19 protein-coding genes are annotated in these 19,084 nt (G+C 54.6%); 16 read left to right on the top strand and 3 right to left on the bottom strand.

The window, feature by feature from the left end; genetic code table 11:
* The first annotated feature begins 310 nt into the window (after positions 1-310).
* On the top strand, positions 311-3,916 hold the full coding sequence (gene zapA, locus CGZ75_RS11335) for a cell division protein ZapA (protein ID WP_089524254.1): 3,606 nt from the start codon (positions 311-313) through the stop codon (positions 3,914-3,916).
* 78 nt (positions 3,917-3,994) lie between these two features.
* On the opposite strand, the gene CGZ75_RS11330 is transcribed toward zapA, so the two are convergent.
* Complete coding sequence (locus CGZ75_RS11330) at positions 3,995-4,390, bottom strand: cupredoxin domain-containing protein (RefSeq protein ID WP_089524253.1); 396 nt, start codon at positions 4,388-4,390, stop codon at positions 3,995-3,997.
* A 173-nt stretch (positions 4,391-4,563) separates the two neighbouring features.
* Entirely contained in the window at positions 4,564-4,920 is a 357-nt protein-coding gene (locus CGZ75_RS11325; protein WP_089524252.1) for a phage holin family protein, read from the bottom strand.
* A 290-nt stretch (positions 4,921-5,210) separates the two neighbouring features.
* On the opposite strand from CGZ75_RS11325, the gene CGZ75_RS11320 reads away from it, so the two are divergent.
* The 5 genes from CGZ75_RS11320 to CGZ75_RS11305 all read left to right on the top strand — a co-directional run bounded on the left by CGZ75_RS11320 (position 5,211) and on the right by CGZ75_RS11305 (position 10,550).
* A complete protein-coding gene (locus CGZ75_RS11320; RefSeq protein ID WP_089524251.1) occupies positions 5,211-7,574 on the top strand; it encodes an endonuclease MutS2 in 2,364 nt (787 codons plus the stop codon).
* Between the two features lie 21 nt (positions 7,575-7,595).
* Entirely contained in the window at positions 7,596-8,012 is a 417-nt protein-coding gene (locus CGZ75_RS11315) for a DUF350 domain-containing protein (protein ID WP_089524250.1), read from the top strand.
* A gap of 142 nt (positions 8,013-8,154) precedes the next feature.
* A complete protein-coding gene (locus CGZ75_RS11310) occupies positions 8,155-8,754 on the top strand; it encodes a hypothetical protein (RefSeq protein ID WP_089524249.1) in 600 nt (199 codons plus the stop codon).
* A 49-nt stretch (positions 8,755-8,803) separates the two neighbouring features.
* Positions 8,804-8,977, top strand: coding sequence for a hypothetical protein (locus CGZ75_RS25210; protein WP_176444623.1), 174 nt, complete (start codon positions 8,804-8,806; stop codon positions 8,975-8,977).
* A gap of 295 nt (positions 8,978-9,272) precedes the next feature.
* The gene (locus CGZ75_RS11305; protein ID WP_176444771.1) at positions 9,273-10,550 is read left to right on the top strand and encodes an MFS transporter; all 1,278 of its coding nucleotides are present in this window, start codon (positions 9,273-9,275) and stop codon (positions 10,548-10,550) included.
* A 21-nt stretch (positions 10,551-10,571) separates the two neighbouring features.
* On the opposite strand, the gene CGZ75_RS11300 is transcribed toward CGZ75_RS11305, so the two are convergent.
* Positions 10,572-11,693, bottom strand: a complete 1,122-nt coding sequence (locus CGZ75_RS11300) for a CotH kinase family protein (protein ID WP_089524247.1) — start codon at positions 11,691-11,693, stop codon at positions 10,572-10,574.
* 210 nt (positions 11,694-11,903) lie between these two features.
* On the opposite strand from CGZ75_RS11300, the gene CGZ75_RS11295 reads away from it, so the two are divergent.
* The 10 genes from CGZ75_RS11295 (at position 11,904) to CGZ75_RS11250 (ending at position 19,045) form a co-directional block, all read left to right on the top strand.
* Positions 11,904-12,635, top strand: coding sequence for a hypothetical protein (locus CGZ75_RS11295; protein WP_089524246.1), 732 nt, complete (start codon positions 11,904-11,906; stop codon positions 12,633-12,635).
* A 104-nt stretch (positions 12,636-12,739) separates the two neighbouring features.
* A complete protein-coding gene (locus CGZ75_RS11290) occupies positions 12,740-12,964 on the top strand; it encodes a hypothetical protein (protein WP_089524245.1) in 225 nt (74 codons plus the stop codon).
* 28 nt (positions 12,965-12,992) lie between these two features.
* Complete coding sequence (locus CGZ75_RS11285; RefSeq protein ID WP_245850784.1) at positions 12,993-13,385, top strand: spore coat protein; 393 nt, start codon at positions 12,993-12,995, stop codon at positions 13,383-13,385.
* 160 nt (positions 13,386-13,545) lie between these two features.
* Positions 13,546-14,037, top strand: coding sequence for an Lrp/AsnC family transcriptional regulator (locus CGZ75_RS11280; RefSeq protein ID WP_425436470.1), 492 nt, complete (start codon positions 13,546-13,548; stop codon positions 14,035-14,037).
* Between the two features lie 15 nt (positions 14,038-14,052).
* Complete coding sequence (locus tag CGZ75_RS11275) at positions 14,053-15,273, top strand: aminotransferase class I/II-fold pyridoxal phosphate-dependent enzyme (protein ID WP_089524244.1); 1,221 nt, start codon at positions 14,053-14,055, stop codon at positions 15,271-15,273.
* A gap of 153 nt (positions 15,274-15,426) precedes the next feature.
* Positions 15,427-15,657, top strand: a complete 231-nt coding sequence (locus CGZ75_RS11270; protein WP_176444770.1) for an aspartyl-phosphate phosphatase Spo0E family protein — start codon at positions 15,427-15,429, stop codon at positions 15,655-15,657.
* 170 nt (positions 15,658-15,827) lie between these two features.
* Entirely contained in the window at positions 15,828-16,400 is a 573-nt protein-coding gene (locus tag CGZ75_RS11265) for a cob(I)yrinic acid a,c-diamide adenosyltransferase (RefSeq protein WP_089524242.1), read from the top strand.
* Positions 16,387-17,406 (top strand): RluA family pseudouridine synthase, encoded by a 1,020-nt coding sequence (locus tag CGZ75_RS11260; protein ID WP_245850783.1) that lies wholly within the window; start codon positions 16,387-16,389, stop codon positions 17,404-17,406. The genes CGZ75_RS11265 and CGZ75_RS11260 overlap by 14 nt, the downstream gene beginning before the upstream one ends.
* Positions 17,407-17,472: 66 nt before the next feature.
* Positions 17,473-17,841 carry an arsenate reductase family protein gene (locus CGZ75_RS11255; RefSeq protein ID WP_089524240.1) on the top strand — a complete coding sequence of 123 codons (369 nt, stop codon included), beginning with the start codon at positions 17,473-17,475 and terminating at the stop codon, positions 17,839-17,841.
* Positions 17,834-19,045, top strand: a complete 1,212-nt coding sequence (locus tag CGZ75_RS11250; RefSeq protein ID WP_089524239.1) for an aminotransferase class I/II-fold pyridoxal phosphate-dependent enzyme — start codon at positions 17,834-17,836, stop codon at positions 19,043-19,045. The genes CGZ75_RS11255 and CGZ75_RS11250 overlap by 8 nt, the downstream gene beginning before the upstream one ends.
* Positions 19,046-19,084 lie beyond the last annotated feature (39 nt).

The raw sequence follows: 19,084 nt of genomic DNA, 5'->3' as shown, positions 1-19,084 counted from the left end.
CTTTTCCTTGTCAAATGAGAGAAATATCATTATTGGAATCGTCCTGTAACAGGCATAAACGAAGCTAGATCCGGTTTATAGTCGTTTTATTTATAATCGTTCTATTTTAATGGATGTTAGAGACGGTATTTACAGTGTTTATCCGAATCAATTGCAGCCCTCTACAGGGCTATCGTATAAAAAGCGGCGGTAAGCGGCTTCGGATGAAGTTATGCCGGAACGCGCCACCGCTGGAGCGGCCCCAGCGGCCCTCCGCCAACGGAGACAGACATCAGGAGAGCAGCTCAAACAACAACGGGAGGATACCGCCTTGAAGGAAGCCGATCGCTTAAAAGTTACAGTGGATATATACGGACATCAATACAAATTGACAGGGCATTCCAGCTCGGACTATATCCGTAGAGTGGCGGCTCTTGTCGACGATAACATGAATAAATTGGCCAAGGGTTACCCGAGGCTGGACATGCCGAGGCTGGCGGTGCTTGCGGCCATGCATATGGCGGAAGATGTTTTCCGTCTGAGGCAGGACAGCGAGCTGCTCAAGGAAGAGCAAACCATTCGCAAAACGCTGATGGACGAACTGGAAAAGGCTCAGGAAGCAGCGGAGAGTGCCAAAGCTGAACTGCTCCGCCAAGAGGAAGAGGCTCTTATCGAGCTGTTGCGTCTTTCGGAGGAGCGAGAAACCGCTGAGAGCAAGCTGCGCGCCGAGGCGGAGGAACGACTAGCCGCTGTACAAGGTGCTGTTAAGGATGAGACGGAGCGCTTGGAGCGCGAAAGCGCTGAAGCGGCGGCTGGGCTGGAACGGAAGTGGCAGCTGGAACGTGAGCGTTTGCTGGAGGCTCATCGGGAGCAGAATGATGAGCTGCAGCGCCGCCACGAGGAGGAGCGCAGTGATGCCACCCTGCTCTTGGAGACGGAACGCCAGGAATGGGAGCGCTTATATGAGTCGGAAGCCCGCGAGCGTGAGGCACTCCACTCAGCGAAGCTAGAGGAAGCTCAGAAGCGTTATGAGTCGGAGCGCGCAGCTGTTCAAAAGCAGTTGGAAACCGAGCGGAATCGCCTGAGTGTGCAGTTGGAAGAAAGCCGCAACGAGCTTCAGAAGCGGCTTGAGGAAGAGCGTGCGGAGGCGGCTCTGCAATACGAACAACAGCGCCAGTCGATGCAGGATGCTCATGCGACGGAGCTGTCAGCGCGGGAAAAGGCTTATGCGCTGGAGCTTCTGGAGCTGGAAGAGCGCTTGATGGCGCGCATTGGCGAGCTTCAGCAGCTGTATGACGGCGAAGCCGAAGCACGTGAGCGCGAGCGCGCAGAGCTTGAGCAACTGTACGAGGCGGAATGCCGCGAGCGTGAAGAAGAGCGAGCTAAGCTGCTGGAACAGCAGCGCGACGAGCTTGGAGCGCGCGAAGCGCTGTATCGCGAGCAGATTGGCGGGCTGGAAGCGAAGCTGCTTGCTGAGCGCAAAAACCGCGAGCAAGAGCTGGCGGCGCTGAAGCTGCAGCAGCGCGCAGAGCTTGAAGGAGCGCTCGCTGGACGCGAGGCGGAGAAGCGTGCCGAGCTGGAGCGGCTTAGCGAGGTTCATGCGGCGCAGCGAGACGAGCAGAGAGCAGAGCTGGAGCGGCTTAGCGAGGCTCATGCGGCGCAGTTGGCCGAGGCTGCGACAGCTGCGGAGAAGGCGACTGGTGAGCTTGAGGCGCAGCTGGCCGAAGCTGCGACAGCTGCGGAGGCGGTAGCTGGTGAGTTGCAAGCGAAGCTCGCTGAGCGCGAGGCGGAGAAGCGTGCCGAGCTGAAGCGGCTAAGCGAAGCTCATGCAGCGCAATTGGCAGAAGCTGCTGCGGAAGCGAAAAAGGCAGTTGGCGAGCTGGAAGCGAAGCTTGCAGGAAGCGAGGCAGAGCAGCGTCTTGAGCTGGAGCGGCTGAGCGAGGCTCATGCAGCACAGTTGGCTGAGGCTGCTGCGGAAGCGGAAAAGGCAGTTGGCGAGCTGGAAGCGAAGCTTGCAGGACGTGAGTCGGAGCAGCGTGCCGAGCTGGAGCGGCTGAGCGAGGCGCATACAGCGCAGTTGGCCGAGGCTGCAGCAACTGCGGAGAAGCGAGCTGGCGAACTGCAAGCTGGGCTGGCGGGTCAGCGGGAGCGGCTGGCCGAGGCGCAGCGCAAACGTGCCGAGCTGGAACAGCGTCTGCAAGAGCTGCAGGCGAGCGCGGCTGCGGAACGCAAAGCCGCAGAAGCCGCGCTTAGCGAGGCGCAGCAGCAGCTTGCTGCCGAGCAGGCGAAGCGCGAAGAAGCCGAGCGCGTCCAGGAGCAAAGCGGGGCGGCGCTCGCGGATACTGAGCGACAGCTGGAGGAGCGCAGCATCCGGTTGGAGGCATCTGGCTTGCAGCTGCAGGAGGAACTGCAGCTGCGCGAAAAAGCGGAGCTGCGGTTAGCAGCAGAGCTGAAGAAGCGCGAGGAGGCGGAGGGCCGCCTCGCGGAGGTTGACTCGCGCGCGGACGTTGCGGAGCAGGACGGCGCCGAGGCGCGCGGGCAGCTGCAAGAGGCCCGCGAGCAGCTTGCTGCGGCAGCGCGGCAGCAGCACGCGCTGGCGGAACGCGCCGCCGCGTTAGAGGCGGAGCTGGAGCGGCTGCGCTCGAGCTCCGCTGCAGAGCGCGAAGCTGCAGGCGCTGAGCTGCGCGAGGCGCTGGAGCGCGCCGAGGCGGAGATTGCGCATGCGCGCGAGAGCGCAGACGCGCAGGTGGCGCAGCGCGAGCAAGCTGCGGAGGCATCGCTGCGCCAAGTAGCTGAAGCCGCTGAGCAGCGTGCAGCCAAGCTGCAGGCAGCGGCGGCTGACGAGGCGGATCGCTTGCGCCACGAAGCTGCCGAGGAGCTGGAGCTGGCGCAGCTTATGGCGTTAGAAGCTCGTGAACAGCTTGCGGCTGCTCATGCAGCGGAGCTGGAGCAGCTGCGCGGGAATGCTGGGCAACAGCAGGCAGCGACTGCGAAGCGGGTAGAGGAGTTACAGGCAGAAGCGATGGATGCACTGGATCGTGCAGAGCAGGCAGAACGTCAGCTGCGTGAACGTGAGCAGCAGTGGAACTCGCAGACCGCAGGTATCGAGGCGGATGCAGAGGCAGAGAAGCAACGTCTGGCGTCATTGTGGGAAGAAGAGCGTTCTGAGCTTAAAGGGGGAACGGATTCGGCTCGCAAAGCTCTGGCTGAAGCTCGAGAGGACTGGGCTAAGCGAATTGCGGAGGCGGAAGAACATTTACTGTTCGTTATGGAGCAAGAGGAAGCGCGCGGCCGTCTGTTAGAAGAGTCTCAACGCATGCTGCGCGGCTCGCAGGAAGAGCTTGAGCTGTCCCGCCGGCGGGCTGCTGAGCTTGAGGAGCAGCTTCGCGAATCCGCAGAACTGCTGAAAACAAACAAAGCCAATCATGAACAAGATTCGCATGAACTCCGAGGGCAGTTGGCCGATGCAACGACAAGGCTTGAGCAGCTTGAGCGGCGTGCCTCGGAGACGATTGGTCTGGCAGAAGCGGCTCGCGAGCAGGCGGAACGCGATTGGCAGCAACGCAAGGAGACATTGAGCCGCGAGCGTGAACGACTGGAACAGCTTGCCGCCGAGCGCGGTACACAGGTGGAACGGCTGTCCCGTCTGGAGAGCGACCGTGCCGAGAACGAGGAAGAGTTGAAGCGTCAGCTGCAGCTCGCCTTGCAAGAGGCCGCCGCTTCAGACACGGCTGTGGAGCGAATGGAAGATGCGCTTCGTCAGCTGGAGGAGGAGCGTTCCGGCAGTCGACAGGATATAGATCAGCTGCAGCATGACAATGAGCGGATCAGCACTTCCTACGAGCAGTTGAAAACGGAGTTCGACAAGCTTCGGACGGAATACTCCAAGCTTCAGACGGAATACAACGAGTGGATCGAACTCATTGAGCAGAGCTGATCCCACCTAAACGACATTAAAACAGCCTTCCGAATACCGTTGTAAAACACGGTATTCGGAAGGCTGCTTTTCGTTTAATCAGACGACTTTGAGCACGGCTTTCATTCGCTCATGGCCAGAGCCGCAAGGAATGCTGCACTCAATTTGATATTCGCCGGCTAGGCTGAAGGAATATACCTTTTCTTCACCAGGTTTCATTTGAACCGATGTGTTATTGATACGGATACCATGGATACCGTCGCTTTCAAGCTTAATGTTCAGAGCATCGCTTTTTTTGACTGTGTACGTTTTCTGGTCGAACTCGTAGTTCGTTGCTTTGATAACAACTTCTTGAGTTGGCTCCGCAGTAGTCTCAACAGCAGCAGTCGGACCATCGGATACTGGAGCTGCTCCTCCTCCGCATGCAGCGGTAACCAGCAGAATAAGCGCAGCCAAAGTGAAAAGCGGCAGGCGCCGCGATAAAGAACGAATCATATTGGAGCTCCTTTCGGATAGGGGTTTCAGAATTTACAAGATTGTTGTCTTCATCATACCCAATTCGACGGCTTGCTGGAATGGACAGGCTGCCAAAAGGAATGAACAAATGATGACAATCTATGTAAGAAGTCGGAAGTTGCCGAGATGGCAATCTTCCGATTTTCTCTGAATTAACGTGCTTCTTTGCTCCGTCCCGCGTCGAATGGAGTCGGAATGAACAGGTCGATAATTCCGATCACCAAAGCAGCAAGGATGGCGCCAAGCCAAGTTACGGTTACGCCGCCAACGATAAACTGGGCCACATAGATGACGATGACGCTGGCGACGAAACCGACGATTCCGCGGCCGAATGGTGTGACTCTTTTGCCGAAGATTCCTTCGATTACCCAGCCGAACAGCGCGATGACGAGCGCCAGAAGCAAAGCGCTCCAAAAGCCGCCTACTGCGAACTGGGGAACGATAAAGCCGACCAGCATCAGCACGATCGCCGAAACGACGAAGCGCACGACATGTCCAAGAAAGCTCATGCGAATTCCCTCCTAGAATGTTTGGTTGCCAAGCCTGATCTTGCTGTGAATAGTTTCTTGCCTGCTCTGTTGCTTTTTACTGTTTAGCAGCTTCGTTATTCTGTTCCATGTGCCCCGCTGTTGGGACTTTTCCAAGTGCCTTCCCAAAGGAAGAGGTGAAAGGCGTTTTCGCCAGGGGCCACAGTTGTAGTGTGGTTGTTTTAGGCCAAATTCATGTATGGTTAAACTCGCCCCGTGCGCGCGCTTAATCCATCCGTTATAATGTCCTAGAAAGGGGCTGTGGAACGCTCGTGGACAGCAAAATTTTACACACGCTTGAATATGCCAAAATTATTCGTAAATTAGTTCAACATACAGCTACTCCGATGGGCTTACAGATGGCCGAGGACCTCGCTCCGGATTCAGAGCTCGAGCAAGTTGCTCATGCTTTGCAAGCAACAGCTGAGGCATCGGACGCTTATCGGCTCAAGGGCAATGCGCCTTTCCGTGGAGTAGTCGACATCCGTGCTCATCTGAAGCGCGCCGTCATCGGCGGTACACTAAATCCTATGGAGCTGTTGGAGATCGCGCTTACCGCACGGGGAGCCCGAAGAGTGCGTAATCATGTGCTGCATTTGCATGAGGAAAAGCCGCTGCCGCTGCTCGCTCATCTCGCAGAGAGCATGTACCCGAGACGGGAGCTGGAAGATGAAATTCTCGATTGTATCGAGGAAACGGGTGAGGTGTTGGACAGCGCAAGTCCTGAGCTGGCCCGCATCCGTCGGGAGCTTCGGCAGGGTGAAGGCAAAGTTCGCGAAAAGCTGGAAGGAATGCTGCGCTCCTCGTCTGTGCAGAAGATGCTGCAGGATAGCCTAATTACACTTCGCGGAGACCGCTATGTCATTCCAGTCAAGCAGGAGTATCGCGGCCATTTCGGTGGCATAGTGCATGATCAGTCCAACTCCGGGGCGACGCTGTTTATCGAGCCTGAGGCAGTCGTAGCTATGAACAACAAGCTTCGCGAAACGAAGGCTGCTGAAGCTCGCGAGATTGAGCGCATTTTGCAAAAGCTGACCGCACTTGCCGCAGAAGCGGCTGAGGACCTGGCCATCAATCATGATTATTTGGCTCACTTGGACTTTGCTTTTGCTAAGGCACAGCTAGCTCATGAGATGAAGGCCGAGCAGCCGCGGATGAACGATGAAGGCCGAATTATAATGAAGCGCGGTTTCCATCCACTGCTTGATCGCGATAAAGCCGTTCCTCTTCACCTGGAGCTTGGAGTTAGTCATACCGGCATTATCGTCACCGGCCCCAATACCGGAGGTAAAACGGTCGCACTCAAGACAGTTGGCCTGTTAAGCCTGATGGCGATGTCAGGTATGTTTGTGCCGGCTGACGACGGGACGGAGTTATGTGTGTTTGATGCCATTTACGCCGATATCGGCGATGAGCAGAGCATTGAGCAGAGTCTTAGTACGTTTTCCAGTCATATGACCAATATCATCCGCATTTTGCGGGAAATGACTCCGCGCAGCCTTGTGTTGCTCGATGAATTGGGAGCTGGTACCGATCCTGCGGAAGGTTCAGCGCTGGCGATCTCCATCCTTGACCATATCCACCGGAGGGGCTGCCGACTGTTGGCAACGACCCATTATAGCGAGCTGAAGGCTTATGCCTATAATCGGAGCGGCCTCATCAATGCCAGCATGGAGTTCGACGTGGCCACACTAAGCCCAACTTATCGGCTGCTCGTCGGAGTTCCAGGGCGAAGCAATGCCTTTGCGATTGCAGAGCGGCTTGGTCTGGACAAGATGATTATTCAACAAGCGCGCGGCGAGGTCAGCGAGGATGATCTCCGAGTGGAAAATATGATCCAGTCGCTGGAGCGCGACCGCCAGAGCGCAGAGCAGGAGCGAGCCGGTGCGGAACTATTGCGGCGTGAGCTTGAAGAGGAGCGCAACCTCTATGATGAGGAACTGCGCCGTTTCGAGGAGCAGCGTGAGCGCATGCTGGCCAAGGCGCAGGAGGAAGCGCGGCAAGCCGTGCAAAAAGCTCGCCGCGAGGCCGACGAGATCATTCAAGAGCTGCGCCAGCTTCAGCGTGAGGAAGGAGCAGCGGTCAAAGACCATAAGCTGACCGAGGCTCGTAAGCGATTAGAGGACGCTTCGCCTCAGCTCGTCCAAGGAAGACAAACTTCCCGAGCCGCTGCTTCGGAGCGCGCCATTCAGTCGGGCGACGAGGTTCGGGTGCCTAGCCTCAATCAACGTGGATATGTCGTTGAGCTTTCCGGTTCCGAGGCACTAGTACAACTTGGAATTATGAAAATGAAGGTCAAGCTGACTGACCTGGAGCTGGTCAAGCAAGCTCCTGCACCTAAGGCAGCGCCAAAGGCAGCGGCTGCGACGTTGAAACGAACTCGCGAAGATAACGTAAAGATGGAATTGGATCTTCGCGGCTCCAACTTGGATGAGTCCATTATCGAGGTGGATCGCTTCCTTGATGAATCGTTCCTCTCGGGCATGGGGCAGGTGTACATTATCCATGGCAAAGGCACCGGTGTGTTACGAGCCGGCATTCAGGATTTCCTCCGCCGCCACACTCATGTGAAGAGCTACAGGCTCGGTAACTACGGTGAGGGCGGCGCGGGAGTTACGGTCGCGGAGCTCAAGTAATTCCGGAAGGAAGGCGAAGCGATGTCTGGAATCGTTGACAGGCTGCTTGACAATGCCTATGCTTCATCCGTGATTTATGTCGCTGTAGCGGTGATGGCACTTATCTTGTTTTTGACGGTTTTTGAATGGGTTACGCGTTATGACTGCTGGGAAGAAATCCGCAAGGGCAATGTTTCGGTCGCGCTTGCGACAGGCGGTAAGATTTTCGGCATCTGCAACATCTTCCGCTTTTCTGCAGGAGCTGGTGATTCCATTTATGAGAGTTTGCTTTGGGGGGCATGTGGATTTGTAGTCCTGCTCCTGGCGTATTTCCTATTTGAATTTTTGACGCCGGTATTCCGGATTGACGAGGAGATTCGCAAGGACAACCGAGCGGTCGGGCTTATCGCCATGATCATATCGGTATCCGTATCCTATGTAATCGGCGCCACGATTTAATAGACGGAGGAAGCGTTTATGAAGTATTTATGGGGCACACTGGCAATAGTAGCGGTTTTATTTTTTGTGCTTGGGATTTTGTATTTGACATAGCAGGTTTGCCTATGAGGCGAGCTAGGCTAAAGAAGGGAATTGTATATTCATGGAAAACAATCAACAAGAGCGTGCTGTGGACGTCGTATGTCCATGGTGTGATTCCGAAATCGTATGGGACGAGGAGCTCGGTCCCGAGGAGCATTGCCCTCATTGCAGCAATGAGCTAGGCCGATACCGTACACTTGGCTTAGGTGAAGAAGTCGCAGATGGGGATGAGGATGAAGAGGCTGAATACGAGGAAGCCCGCCGAAGCATTGAGCGTAGCGAACGCTCTACTAATTCCCCTCGCAACATTGAAGCTGAAGCAGAGTGGGATGACGAGGATGCTGGAGATGACACCGGCTGGGCAGGTGCTGGACGACCACAGTCTTGGCTTAGAGCCGATGAAAAGGTTCAGCGGATTCTCGACGATCAAGAGGAAATGCCGGAGTGTCCTGCTTGCCGGGAGTTTATGATGCATGGCGGTACAAGCCTGCTGGGCCCAGGAAACTTCGAGGCAGTGGAGCCTCCTTCACTAAAGCGTCAGCTGCTGCCTTCCAGCATTAAGCTTCAGCTTTATGTCTGCCCAAAATGCCACGAAGTGTCTACAAAGCTTGATCTCTCGTCACGCGCCTATATGACGGAAGCGTTGGACAGCGAGAATTAAGCTAAGGATAAAGGGTAAAGAATAACGATTAAAAGAGTAAAGGATATAGATGATGAAACTAAAATTGTTAGAAATTACGATTTGTATTGCTTTGGGTTTTTTCACTGGCGTCTGGCTAAGCGGCGGCGGAATTCATTTGCAAGAAAGTGCAAACCAAATCATCTTATCGAGTATTTTTTTCTTGTTGGCGTTGATGTATTTAAAGGCCGATCGGAAAAAATAAGTAGCCAATAAGCTGGTTCCGGTAATCCACCGGAGCCGGCTTATTTTGTTTGATAAATTGATATATGGAGCGGAATATCAACCAGGCCATTCCGTTTTAGCATTTAGATTTTGTGCAGGTTTTCCACAGTTTGGCCTCTTGATTCACCATCTGTTCAAACGCTGCAAGCTAAGCAAAATCATCGTTTTTATAGAACCTGGCGGAAACTAATGGATGGGTTAGGCTCAGCTTCGAACAACTACTTGTGCGTGATTTTTCTTTTTTTGGGCATTCTGTGGCGATGGGGGTGTCGCCTGTGAATAGCGAAGAAATGCTTCTTCGTCCTTCGAGAAAAGGGTTATTGCGAGGACAGCCACTGAAGCTGTTGCTCGTGCTTACGCTGTTCAACAGTGCGAATGCGCTGTCCGGTATATTCGTTCCAGTATATCTATTTAAAACGAATCAGTCCTACCTATTGGTCGGCGTGTTTTCATTATTGCAATATGCCGCTGGTGGATTGTGCGTGTGGTTGGTGGGCCCCTGGGTCAAGCGTAAAGGATTAGTCTCCTCACTACGAACTGGGCTTGCGCTGTCGGGAGTCTTTTATTTGGCCGTGCTGCTACTGGGGCAGCGGGCGGTGGATTGGGCGGCCGTCCTCGGCCTGGTTAGCGGTACCGCCAGCGGTTGTTTTTGGCTTGCTTACAATGTTCTCTATTTTGAAATTACCGAGAAAAATAACCGCGACGCCTACAACGGCATGGCTGGCTTGTTAGCCTCCGCCGTTGGCATGGCAGCCCCATTCCTATCGGGATTAATTATCGGCGCTAGTCGGGGGAATGTCGGTTATACGTTTATTTTCAGCATATCGCTTGCCCTGTTTGCAACCGCGGCAATTGTCAGTGCAAGCATCCGCAAACGACCCCCACAAGGCAAGTACAGCTGGAGCTTCCCGATTAAGGAGCTTCGCATTGGGAACAGTCCTTGGCGGAGGTTTACACCTGCCATCGTTCTTCAAGGGCTGAGGGATGGTGTATTTATGTTTGTACTTGGCTTGGCGGTTTATGCCGCAACTGGTGCGGAGCAAAAGGTCGGTACGTTTTATCTCGTCACGTCGTTAGTTGCAATGGCGACCTTCTGGCTGTGCGGGCGCTGGCTGAAGCCTTCTCGCCGCAAATGGGCAATGCTTGGCGGCACGCTGGCGCTTGCCGGAGTCATCCTACCTTTGCTGGGAGGCATGTCCTATTCCAACCTGCTCCTGCTTGGCATCGGCACCTCACTGTTTGCGCCGTTGTACATGATTCCGATGACATCGTCCGTCTTCGATCTGATGGGAAGAAATGAAGAGGCCGTGCAGAGCAGGGTGGAGCTTACTGTACTTCGGGAAGCAGCACTGACAGTCGGTCGGCTGATTGGGACGACGGTTTTTCTGATTGTGGCCGGATCGGCTGCAGGAGAGAGTGGATTCCCCTGGCTGCTGTTAGCGCTTGGATCGGCTCCGATTTTCGGCTGGTGGTGGATTCGGAACATGCTGGATACCGGAACCGGTTCCGGTTCCGGTTCCGGCACAACAGCAGGCGGGACGCGGAGAGCATAAAGCCAAATGTTTGTATCCGGGTCATCCCTCAATCCCTTTTACACGAACGCGCGCCGGCATTACGGAAGATAGAGCGCCTTGCCAACGCTTAAGCTCATGCAAAATAATGAGCTTTCTTTCCTCCATGTAGCGGCGGATGAACAGTGTTTCTTCGCTGAATAAGCTTTTTGTTGCGAAGCGACTGGAGTCTACACGAACCGCCGGCGCAAGTCGCCTATGCAGTTCGTCGATAACAGGTCCGACCTGCTCGTTCGTAAATTCCTCCTCCAGCATTTTTTCCAGCTTAAGTGCATAGTCGCGCTTCAAGTCTGGAAATTGAAGCAGGCGGCGTGTCAGGCCGTTGTAACCTTCAATACGCACCGTCCCGGCAGAGCAAGGTTTGCCGTAACAGTTGCGGCCCCATGTGCCCTCGTAATCCCAAGGTAGGATGTTGTATTTACGCTCTCCCGCTTCCTCATACAGCGCATAATTCTGCTCGAAGCCGTCAAAGTTGCCGGTGAGCACAACTCCAGACAGCCAGTTGAAATAAGCCGGAATGTCCACATACTCCTCCAGCAGATCGCGGAGCTTATCTCCCTTCTGACGGTGGATGTCACGAATGAAGGTGCATAACCGAGAAATCGTTTCTCCGTCACCTTCCATGAACTCATAGCCCTCCGAGAGATCCTGTTTGCGTCCTCCCGAATCGCTGTGGGTACGCTCGAAGTTGGCGCTGTCATTGGCTGCATAGAGCAGAGAGCGATAAGGAATGTTCCGCAGGGCAAAAAAACGCGAATTCACGGCCTCAATCTCAAGGTAGAGTCCCATCGTTTCTCCATTGATGTCCAGCCAAACATGCCTTGTACGAGGGGCCGGCACGCCGATCTGCTCCATGAAGCGGAAAGATAGAGCGTTGCGAATCATCGAGGGATCATCCGATTCGGCATTCCAATGCAGCACGAGTCCTCCATCCAACTGAATTTCATAGGATTTCTTAGGATACTCGCGGGTGTGTCCCCCCCGATACCGGATCCGGGCTCCGGTAGTTCGACCTCCTGCTGTTAACTGTACGGGAATAAATCTGCGGCTCCACGCGTCTTTGGCCAGCTCAGCCTGACCATTGGCACTAATATAGACTGATCTGACTGGCAATCCAGCTCTCATACCCGTCTGCCTCCCTTGCCTATGCCTGCCCTGGCATTTGCCTATGCGATAAACTATTCTGCAAGGCTCCAGTTGGTTCGGATGCAAAGCAGGCCAAGAGTTCGCGGCAAATCCCCATGCGGGCGGCAGACAGGCTGCATAGAATGGGGCAAAGGAATGGATGGCGGCGCTGCAACCTGAGGAGCGCTTGTCTGTGGAGGAGCGATTGTTTTGAGCGTAAAAAATGTATGGCTGCATAGGCGGATAAAGATTCAATTAGAAGGCTGGGAAACGGAAGGGATCTTGAAAGCATGGCATAAGGATCTGCTCGTGCTGGATGACGAAGTAAGGGGCAGAGAGGTTTTCATCCCGCTTCATCAGGTCAAAGACATTCAGATGCTGGAGCCGACGGAGATCGGAGCTGAGACTGATGCTGCCGGAGTGGGAGGTAAAGAATCATCAAGCAACAGCGAAGGGAGCAACAAAGGAAGCGGGTTAGAAAGCAGTGCAAGCCATAGAGGTAAAAGTTTTTCCGGGTACCGCCCGGCACTAATGGCTGCCAAAGGAGTCTTTTCTGAAGCGAGGCTGTCTGCTTCCCATGTACTGCATGGTTATTTGGCTGGTTTGATGACCGATTTCGTTATCTTCTGTACGCCGCTGCATGGAGCTGTGTTAATTCCGTTGCAGCATTTGCAGGCGCTATCCCTCTATTCTCCAGGGATGTCTCCCTACGGGCTCAGTCCCGAGCAGTTCCCGCTCCGTCCTCTTTCGCTCGGTCTGGCGAGGCAATTCGAGCAGCAGTTAATAAGGCTGGAGGGTGAGATGGCGGTCATTTGCCGCGGAGCGCTACCGGATGTAGCAGGGGTGCTTGGTCACGTCGAGGAAGGATTCGTTTTTATGACTGGAGCCGATGGTCAGCAGTTGATGCTGCCTCTATCCGCAATTCATGCTTTATTCATTTGAAGCCGCGGAGGCGATGAAAGCGCCTGTTCCGCGTACATATCCTTTCCCTGCCTGGGCATGCTATCCCTTGGAAACTTAAACCTTGACCTAAGGGAGGCACTACCATGCTGCAGCCGATATCCGGAAAAGAACTGGAGTACATCGCCGACTCCATGTCCAATGAAGACCTTCTCATGAAACAATGCGCTTGCGCTGCTACTAGCATCAGCGATGCCGGAGTTAGCCAACTTTTGTCCCAAATGGTCACGACGCATGGGCAGAACTACAGTACGCTGATGAACGCCTTGAACCAGCATCAATCGCTTGCCCCGACATCTCCACAAAATTGAACTATTCCAACACTAGGAGGTCTTACTTATGAATCAACAGAATGGGATGCAGCTGCCTAAGCTTCCGGATGCTGACTGGGCGTACACCGTACTCTCTGATTTGAAGCGGGTCGTTCGTGAATACGCAACGGCGGCGACGGAATCAACCTGTCCCGATGTCCGCAAGATGTTCACGGATCTGACGAACAGCAGCCTGCAGATGCAAGGTGACCTCTATAACGCCATGCAATCGGCCAATATGTACGATACTTCCTCGCCGGTGCTCCGTCAGGAGATTCAAAAGCAAATTCAGACGTACACGCAAACGCAGCAGCAGACGCAGCAATTCATCGGGCAGCGCCTTAGCGGTCTGAATCCGACGCAGCCGTTCATGGCGCAGCCGATGGGGCAGCAGCAATCCGACGCGCCGCTTTATAACTAAAAGTCATTACAAAAGGCCGGATGCCCCCATCCGGCCTTTTGTACATAACACGGGTTGTAAGGGCCTACAGCCGTTGCCTTTCCTTATTTCGCTTTCCAAACGACTTGTTTACGTTGTAAAATGTTCTTTATACCGCTTCAGGAAGGGAGTTATAACGACGATGGATGATAAGAAACTTAAGGTGCTCGAACTGCTGAAAGAAGACGCGCGCAGGAGCCCACAACTGATCGCAACAATGCTCGGACAACCACAGAATGAGGTGGAGCAAGCGATCGCGGAACTTGAACAGGATCACGTCATCGTCAAATACGCGCCCGTAATTAACTGGAGCAAAGTGGACGATCAGAAGGTCACCGCCTTAATCGAGGTTCAAATTACGCCGGAGAGAGGACGCGGCTTTGAAGGCATTGCCGAGCGCATTTACCTGTATCCGGAAGTAAAGAGCGTATATTTGATGTCTGGAGCCTACGATCTGCTCGTTGAAGTGGAAGGACGCACGCTCAACGAGGTCGCCAATTTTGTATCGGGCAAGCTTTCGCCTATTGATTCCGTACTTTCCACAAAAACCTTTTTTATTTTGAAGAAATACAAGCAGGACGGCATAATCTTAGAAGAAAAAGAAGGCGATCAGCGGCTGCTGGTTACGCCATAACGAGGGTGAGCCGACATGAGTCTATCCAAAGAATTCATTAAAAGCAGCCCTCAGGGAACGGTCGTGCGCAGCATGTCCGAATACTTATCCCCGCAGGTGCGGGAAATGAAGCCATCCGGTATCCGCCGTTTCTTCGATCTGGCGAGCAGCCGCAAGGATGTCATCACGCTCGGCGTAGGCGAGCCGGACTTTGTCACCCCATGGCATGTGCGCGATGCTTGCGTGGCCGCGCTGGAAGCGGGCAAAACGCAATATACGTCCAATGCCGGTACTATTGAGCTGCGCGGCGCGATCGGCCAGTATTTGAGCGATGGCTTCGGCGTAGACTACGATCCCGGTAAAGAGATTCTCGTCACGGTGGGGGGCAGCGAAGCGATCGATTTGGCGCTACGTGCGCTGATTACCCCTGGCGACGAGATTTTGATTCCTGAGCCTAGCTATATTTCCTATTCGCCGATCACCTCTCTCTCGGGAGGTGTTGCGGTCGGCATCGAGACGTTCGCGCGTGATTCTTTCAAGCTGAAGGCGGAATCACTCAAAGCCGTTATCACTCCACGCTCCAAGGTGCTCGTGCTCAGCTATCCGAGCAACCCGACCGGAGGCACGATGACCCTTGAGGACTGGCTGCCAATCGCCAAGATCGTAGAGGAGCATGATCTGATCGTCATCTCCGATGAAATCTATGCAGAGCTTACCTACGGAAGTAAACATGTAAGCTTCGCCGCGATTCCTGGAATGAAGGATCGTACTATTCTCGTCAGTGGTTTTTCCAAGGCGTTTGCAATGACGGGCTGGAGGATCGGTTATGCTTGTGGACATCATGAGATAATCGCAGCGATGCTCAAAATTCATCAGTACACCGTCATGTGCGCGTCCAATATGGCTCAGGTAGCCGCTTATGAGGCGCTGACGAACGGCTTGGAAGAGATGCAGCGGATGATGGAATCCTACAACCAACGGCGTAGACTCGTCGTCAGCGGACTTCGCGAGATTGGTCTGGAATGTCATGAGCCGCAAGGAGCGTTTTACGCTTTCCCGTCCATCGTGAGCACAGGCTTGACCTCGGAGCAATTCGCGGAACGGCTCGTACAGGAGCATGGCGTTGCAGCCGTACCTGGTAATGTGTTCGGATTAGGCGGAGAAGGGCATTTGAGATGTTCTTACGCGACGTCGGTGGCTCAGCTGACAGAGGCGCTAGATCGTATAGGTACATTTGTAAATAAACTTAAAAATTAAAAAAACATCATCATTATGTCCCTTACACAGTAGGCAATAAGAGGAACTTTTGGTATAATGAGCTAGATTCATTTACAATATTTTATAATTATGTCCTACAATAGGTATGAAACGAGTTTTTCTGCAGCCGAGTATGACTGGGAGGGATGCCGTATGACGACAGGGATAGAAGCCGGTTTTGTTGCTGAAGCGGAGTCCAAGTCATTGTCGGCCGGTAGCTGGACCCCGTTCTTGCGCGATCTTGCGGAGGAGATTGACGAGCTTCGCAAGGAGATGGAACAAACTTACGAGCAGGGATCAGGGTTCCAGTCGGAGCATCTTCTCGCCATTAGTCAAAAACTAGATCTCAAAATCAATGAATTCTTGCATCATCGTTTGAGCTAATCCTCATTCGACAAGGACGAGAATGATCGTTTTAACCGGCTTTTCTCATGGTTGCGCCATTAGCGGCGCATCTATGGGGAAGGCCTTTTTTGTTGTTGTCTTTATGCCGGGTTGGTTGGTGAATATGGTATACTTATAGCTCCACTTACAGGAGACGGGAAGGGATAGTATTGAAGTTATATACGAGAACAGGCGATACCGGACAGACTTCCCTAATCGGCGGTCGTGCCAATAAGGACGATGTCCAGGTTGAGGCTTATGGCACAATAGATGAACTGAATGCATACACAGGGGCAGCCCGCGCAGCAGCTGCAGAAGATTCAAGAATGGCCGGGCTGGCCGCGATGTTGGAAGAAATTCAGCATGAGCTGTTCGACTGCGGCTCCGATCTCAGCTATGCGAATCCGAGGCCGGAGCAGCTCAAAGTAACCGATGAGATGAACAAGCGGCTGGAGAGCTGGATCGATGAGCTGGACGGTGAGTGCCCGCCTATCAAACGATTCATTTTGCCCGGTGGGACCGCTCTGGCTGCATCATTGCATATATGTCGCACGGTATGCCGTCGCGCGGAGCGCAGAACGGTTGCGCTGGCTGCCGCTAAGGATATTAATCCAGCGGTGATTCGCTATTTAAATAGGCTGTCGGATTTCTTTTTTGCGGCTTCCAGGGCGGCAAACTTCCGTGCGGGACAGCAGGATACCGAATACGTGCGTGGGGCGGATGTGTTTCGTGGCGACAGCTAGGACGAACCCCCGGTACGTACAAGGAACGGTGCCGCCACTCGGCTACTACGAGCCGATTGCGGTGACCGCTGGTGAGGCGGAGCAGGGCTGGAAATTGTCCAAGCTGTTGGAGAGGCGTCTGGGCGTCTCTCGCAAGTTGCTCTCCCGACTTAAGCTGACGGAACAAGGCCTCATGATCAACGGTAAACGAGCTTATTCCGGCGATCCAGTAGCGGCTGGAGATGTTTGCGAGATTCGTATGGAGCAGGAGCGCTCCGAAGATATTTTGGCTCAGCCACTGCCGCTGAATATCGTCTATGAGGATCGCTGGCTGCTGCTCCTGAACAAACCTTCTGGTACGGTTGTGCATCCGACGCATGGTCACTATACGGGTACACTTGCTAACGCCGCTGTTCATCATTGGCAAGAGCAGGGCCAGAATGTGCGCTTCCGGCCTGTGCATCGACTGGACGAGGATACGTCGGGCCTTGTGCTGATCGCCAAAAATCCGTATGTGCATCAACAGCTGTCGGAGCAACATGGCGATGGGCGCATTCGCAAAGGTTATTTGGCGTATGCCTATGGCGCACCGGCGATAGCGGAAGGACGCGTCGATGCTCCGATTGACCGTGATCCGGCAGCGCCGCATTACCGAATTGTAACTCCCATCGGTTATCCGTCCGCGACGCGTTATGAGAAGGTCGAGACCTATGCGGGCGGGACAGCCTGCAAGCTCCGACTGCGGCTGGAAACCGGCCGTACACACCAGATCCGTGTCCATATGGGCTGGATCGGTTGCTCGCTCATCGGCGACCGCATGTACGGTCCAGGTGTGGATGGCACTGGCTGTGAAGCATGGGAGCAGGCGGCGGGTCGCCAGGCGCTGCATGCCGAGCGGTTAAGCTTCCATCACCCCATGACGGGGGAAGAGATGAGCTTTTCGGCGGCGCTGCCGCCGGAACTTAAAGAATTAGAAAAGCTGCTGCAGGCGTGGCAGCCTGATGAGCCGGTTAACCGAGCTTTGTAAGTTATGCGAGCTGGCGCTATTGGTCGTGCGACCAATCGTTTCAATATCTAGAAAGGCGTGAATACCTTGAGTAAGCAAGATTTAACCATCTATGAATATAGCAAGTGTGGTACTTGCCGCAAAGCCATCAAGGATTTGGAAGAGGGTGGCCGCGAGCTGCATCGCATTCCGGTTTTTGACGAGCCCCCTACCAAGGAACAGCTTCGCGAGCTCGTTCACAAGAGCGGTCTTCCGCTGAAAAAGTTCTACAATACCTCAGGTGAGGTTTACAAAGAGCTCGGTCTCAAGGACAAGCTTGGCGACATGAGCGAGGAGGAGCAGCTCCAGCTGCTTGCTTCCAATGGAAGGCTGCTGAAGCGGCCTATCGTGACCGACGGCAGTAAGGTGACCGTTGGTTATAAGCCGGAGGAATACCGGGAAGTATGGCATGGCTGATCGTATCGGAGCGGACAAGCTGACGCGCCTTGGCTCCTCGATTTTTGACGAGGTAGCGGCCTGCCGGGCTGCAGCTGCTGCGGCTGGACAGGATGTCATCGACCTCAGCATTGGCAGTCCTGACTTGCCACCGAGCACGCGTGTCATGCAGGCTTTGAGCGAGGCGGCGCTTAAGCCGGCCTCCTATCGCTATCCGACGTCGCATGGCAGCGAGGAGTTCCGACGCAAAGCCGCGGAGTGGATGAGCTTCCGCTTCGATGCGAAGATTGATGCATATGACGGCTTGGCAACGCTGATGGGCTCGCAGGATGGGCTTGCCCACCTCGCGCTGGCGCTTTGCAATCCAGGCGACAAAGCGATTGTGCCCGATCCCGGCTATCCAGTATATGCGGCATCGCTGGCCGTTGCCGGTGTAGAGCCTGTCGGGCTCAAGCTGCGCCCGGAGAACGGCTTTTTGCCCCATCCGGACGACCTGCCGGATGAGGTGTGGGATGAAGCCCGTTTTGTGCTGCTTGGGTTGCCGGGTAATCCCGTTGGAGCGGCATCCAGCCGAGAGTTGCTGGAACGGCTGCTGGCCAAATGCCGCAAGCACAATACGATCCTCGTCCATGATCTGGCCTATTCTGAGATGGGCTATGCCGGCTATCGGCCACAGTCTGTACTCGCTTTGCCTGGAGCGTTGGACATTGCCGTTGAGTTCCATTCCATGTCCAAGAGCTTTCATATGGCGGGATGCCGTATCGGCTTCCTAGCTGGCAATCCAGAGGCAGTCAGTGCGCTGCGCAGGCTGAAAGCGAACATCGATTACGGCGTGTTCAGCGCCGTGCAGCAAGCTGCAATCGTGGCACTCGATGAGGTGATGGAGCCTGGTTATGTCGGTTATGGCCGCATTTACGAGAGTCGCAGAGATGCGCTGGTGCGGGCTCTGAATGATGCGGGCTGGCCGGTGGAACCGCCAGCAGCAACGATGTTTATATGGGCTGCCGTACCGCAGCCGCCGCAAGGCGGCAAGCGCTGGAGCAGTCGCGCTTTTGCGGAGCGCTTGTTAATGGATACGGGCGTTGCGGTCGTGCCTGGAGATGCATTCGGAAGCGAAGGCGAAGGATATGTGCGGATTGCATTTGTTGAGCAAGAAGAACGGTTAATTGAGGCAGCAGAGCGGATCGCTCGTTGGTTGCCGGTATTTTGGAAGGGAGAGGGTTAGGCATGGATCTGTTCACCTGGAATGAAGAGGAGAAGTCGG

Source organism: Paenibacillus herberti, from assembly GCF_002233675.1.
GTDB classification, from domain to species: Bacteria; Bacillota; Bacilli; order Paenibacillales; family Paenibacillaceae; genus Paenibacillus_O; species Paenibacillus_O herberti.
The sequence above is the reverse complement of the archived record's forward strand: the minus strand, read 5'-3'. Positions and strand labels throughout refer to the sequence as shown.

Excerpts from the sequence above, each read along its gene's own strand:
- CGZ75_RS11330 (WP_089524253.1), bottom strand. The coding sequence starts at position 4,390 with ATGATTCGTTCTTTATCGCGGCGCCTGCCGCTTTTCACTTTGGCTGCG.
- CGZ75_RS11325 (WP_089524252.1), bottom strand. The coding sequence starts at position 4,920 with ATGAGCTTTCTTGGACATGTCGTGCGCTTCGTCGTTTCGGCGATCGTG.
- CGZ75_RS11315 (WP_089524250.1), top strand. The coding sequence starts at position 7,596 with ATGTCTGGAATCGTTGACAGGCTGCTTGACAATGCCTATGCTTCATCC.
- CGZ75_RS11310 (WP_089524249.1), top strand. The coding sequence starts at position 8,155 with ATGGAAAACAATCAACAAGAGCGTGCTGTGGACGTCGTATGTCCATGG.
- CGZ75_RS25210 (WP_176444623.1), top strand. The coding sequence starts at position 8,804 with ATGATGAAACTAAAATTGTTAGAAATTACGATTTGTATTGCTTTGGGT.
- CGZ75_RS11300 (WP_089524247.1), bottom strand. The coding sequence starts at position 11,693 with ATGAGAGCTGGATTGCCAGTCAGATCAGTCTATATTAGTGCCAATGGT.
- CGZ75_RS11290 (WP_089524245.1), top strand. The coding sequence starts at position 12,740 with ATGCTGCAGCCGATATCCGGAAAAGAACTGGAGTACATCGCCGACTCC.
- CGZ75_RS11285 (WP_245850784.1), top strand. The coding sequence starts at position 12,993 with ATGAATCAACAGAATGGGATGCAGCTGCCTAAGCTTCCGGATGCTGAC.
- CGZ75_RS11280 (WP_425436470.1), top strand. The coding sequence starts at position 13,546 with ATGGATGATAAGAAACTTAAGGTGCTCGAACTGCTGAAAGAAGACGCG.
- CGZ75_RS11275 (WP_089524244.1), top strand. The coding sequence starts at position 14,053 with ATGAGTCTATCCAAAGAATTCATTAAAAGCAGCCCTCAGGGAACGGTC.
- CGZ75_RS11270 (WP_176444770.1), top strand. The coding sequence starts at position 15,427 with ATGACGACAGGGATAGAAGCCGGTTTTGTTGCTGAAGCGGAGTCCAAG.
- CGZ75_RS11250 (WP_089524239.1), top strand. The coding sequence starts at position 17,834 with ATGGCTGATCGTATCGGAGCGGACAAGCTGACGCGCCTTGGCTCCTCG.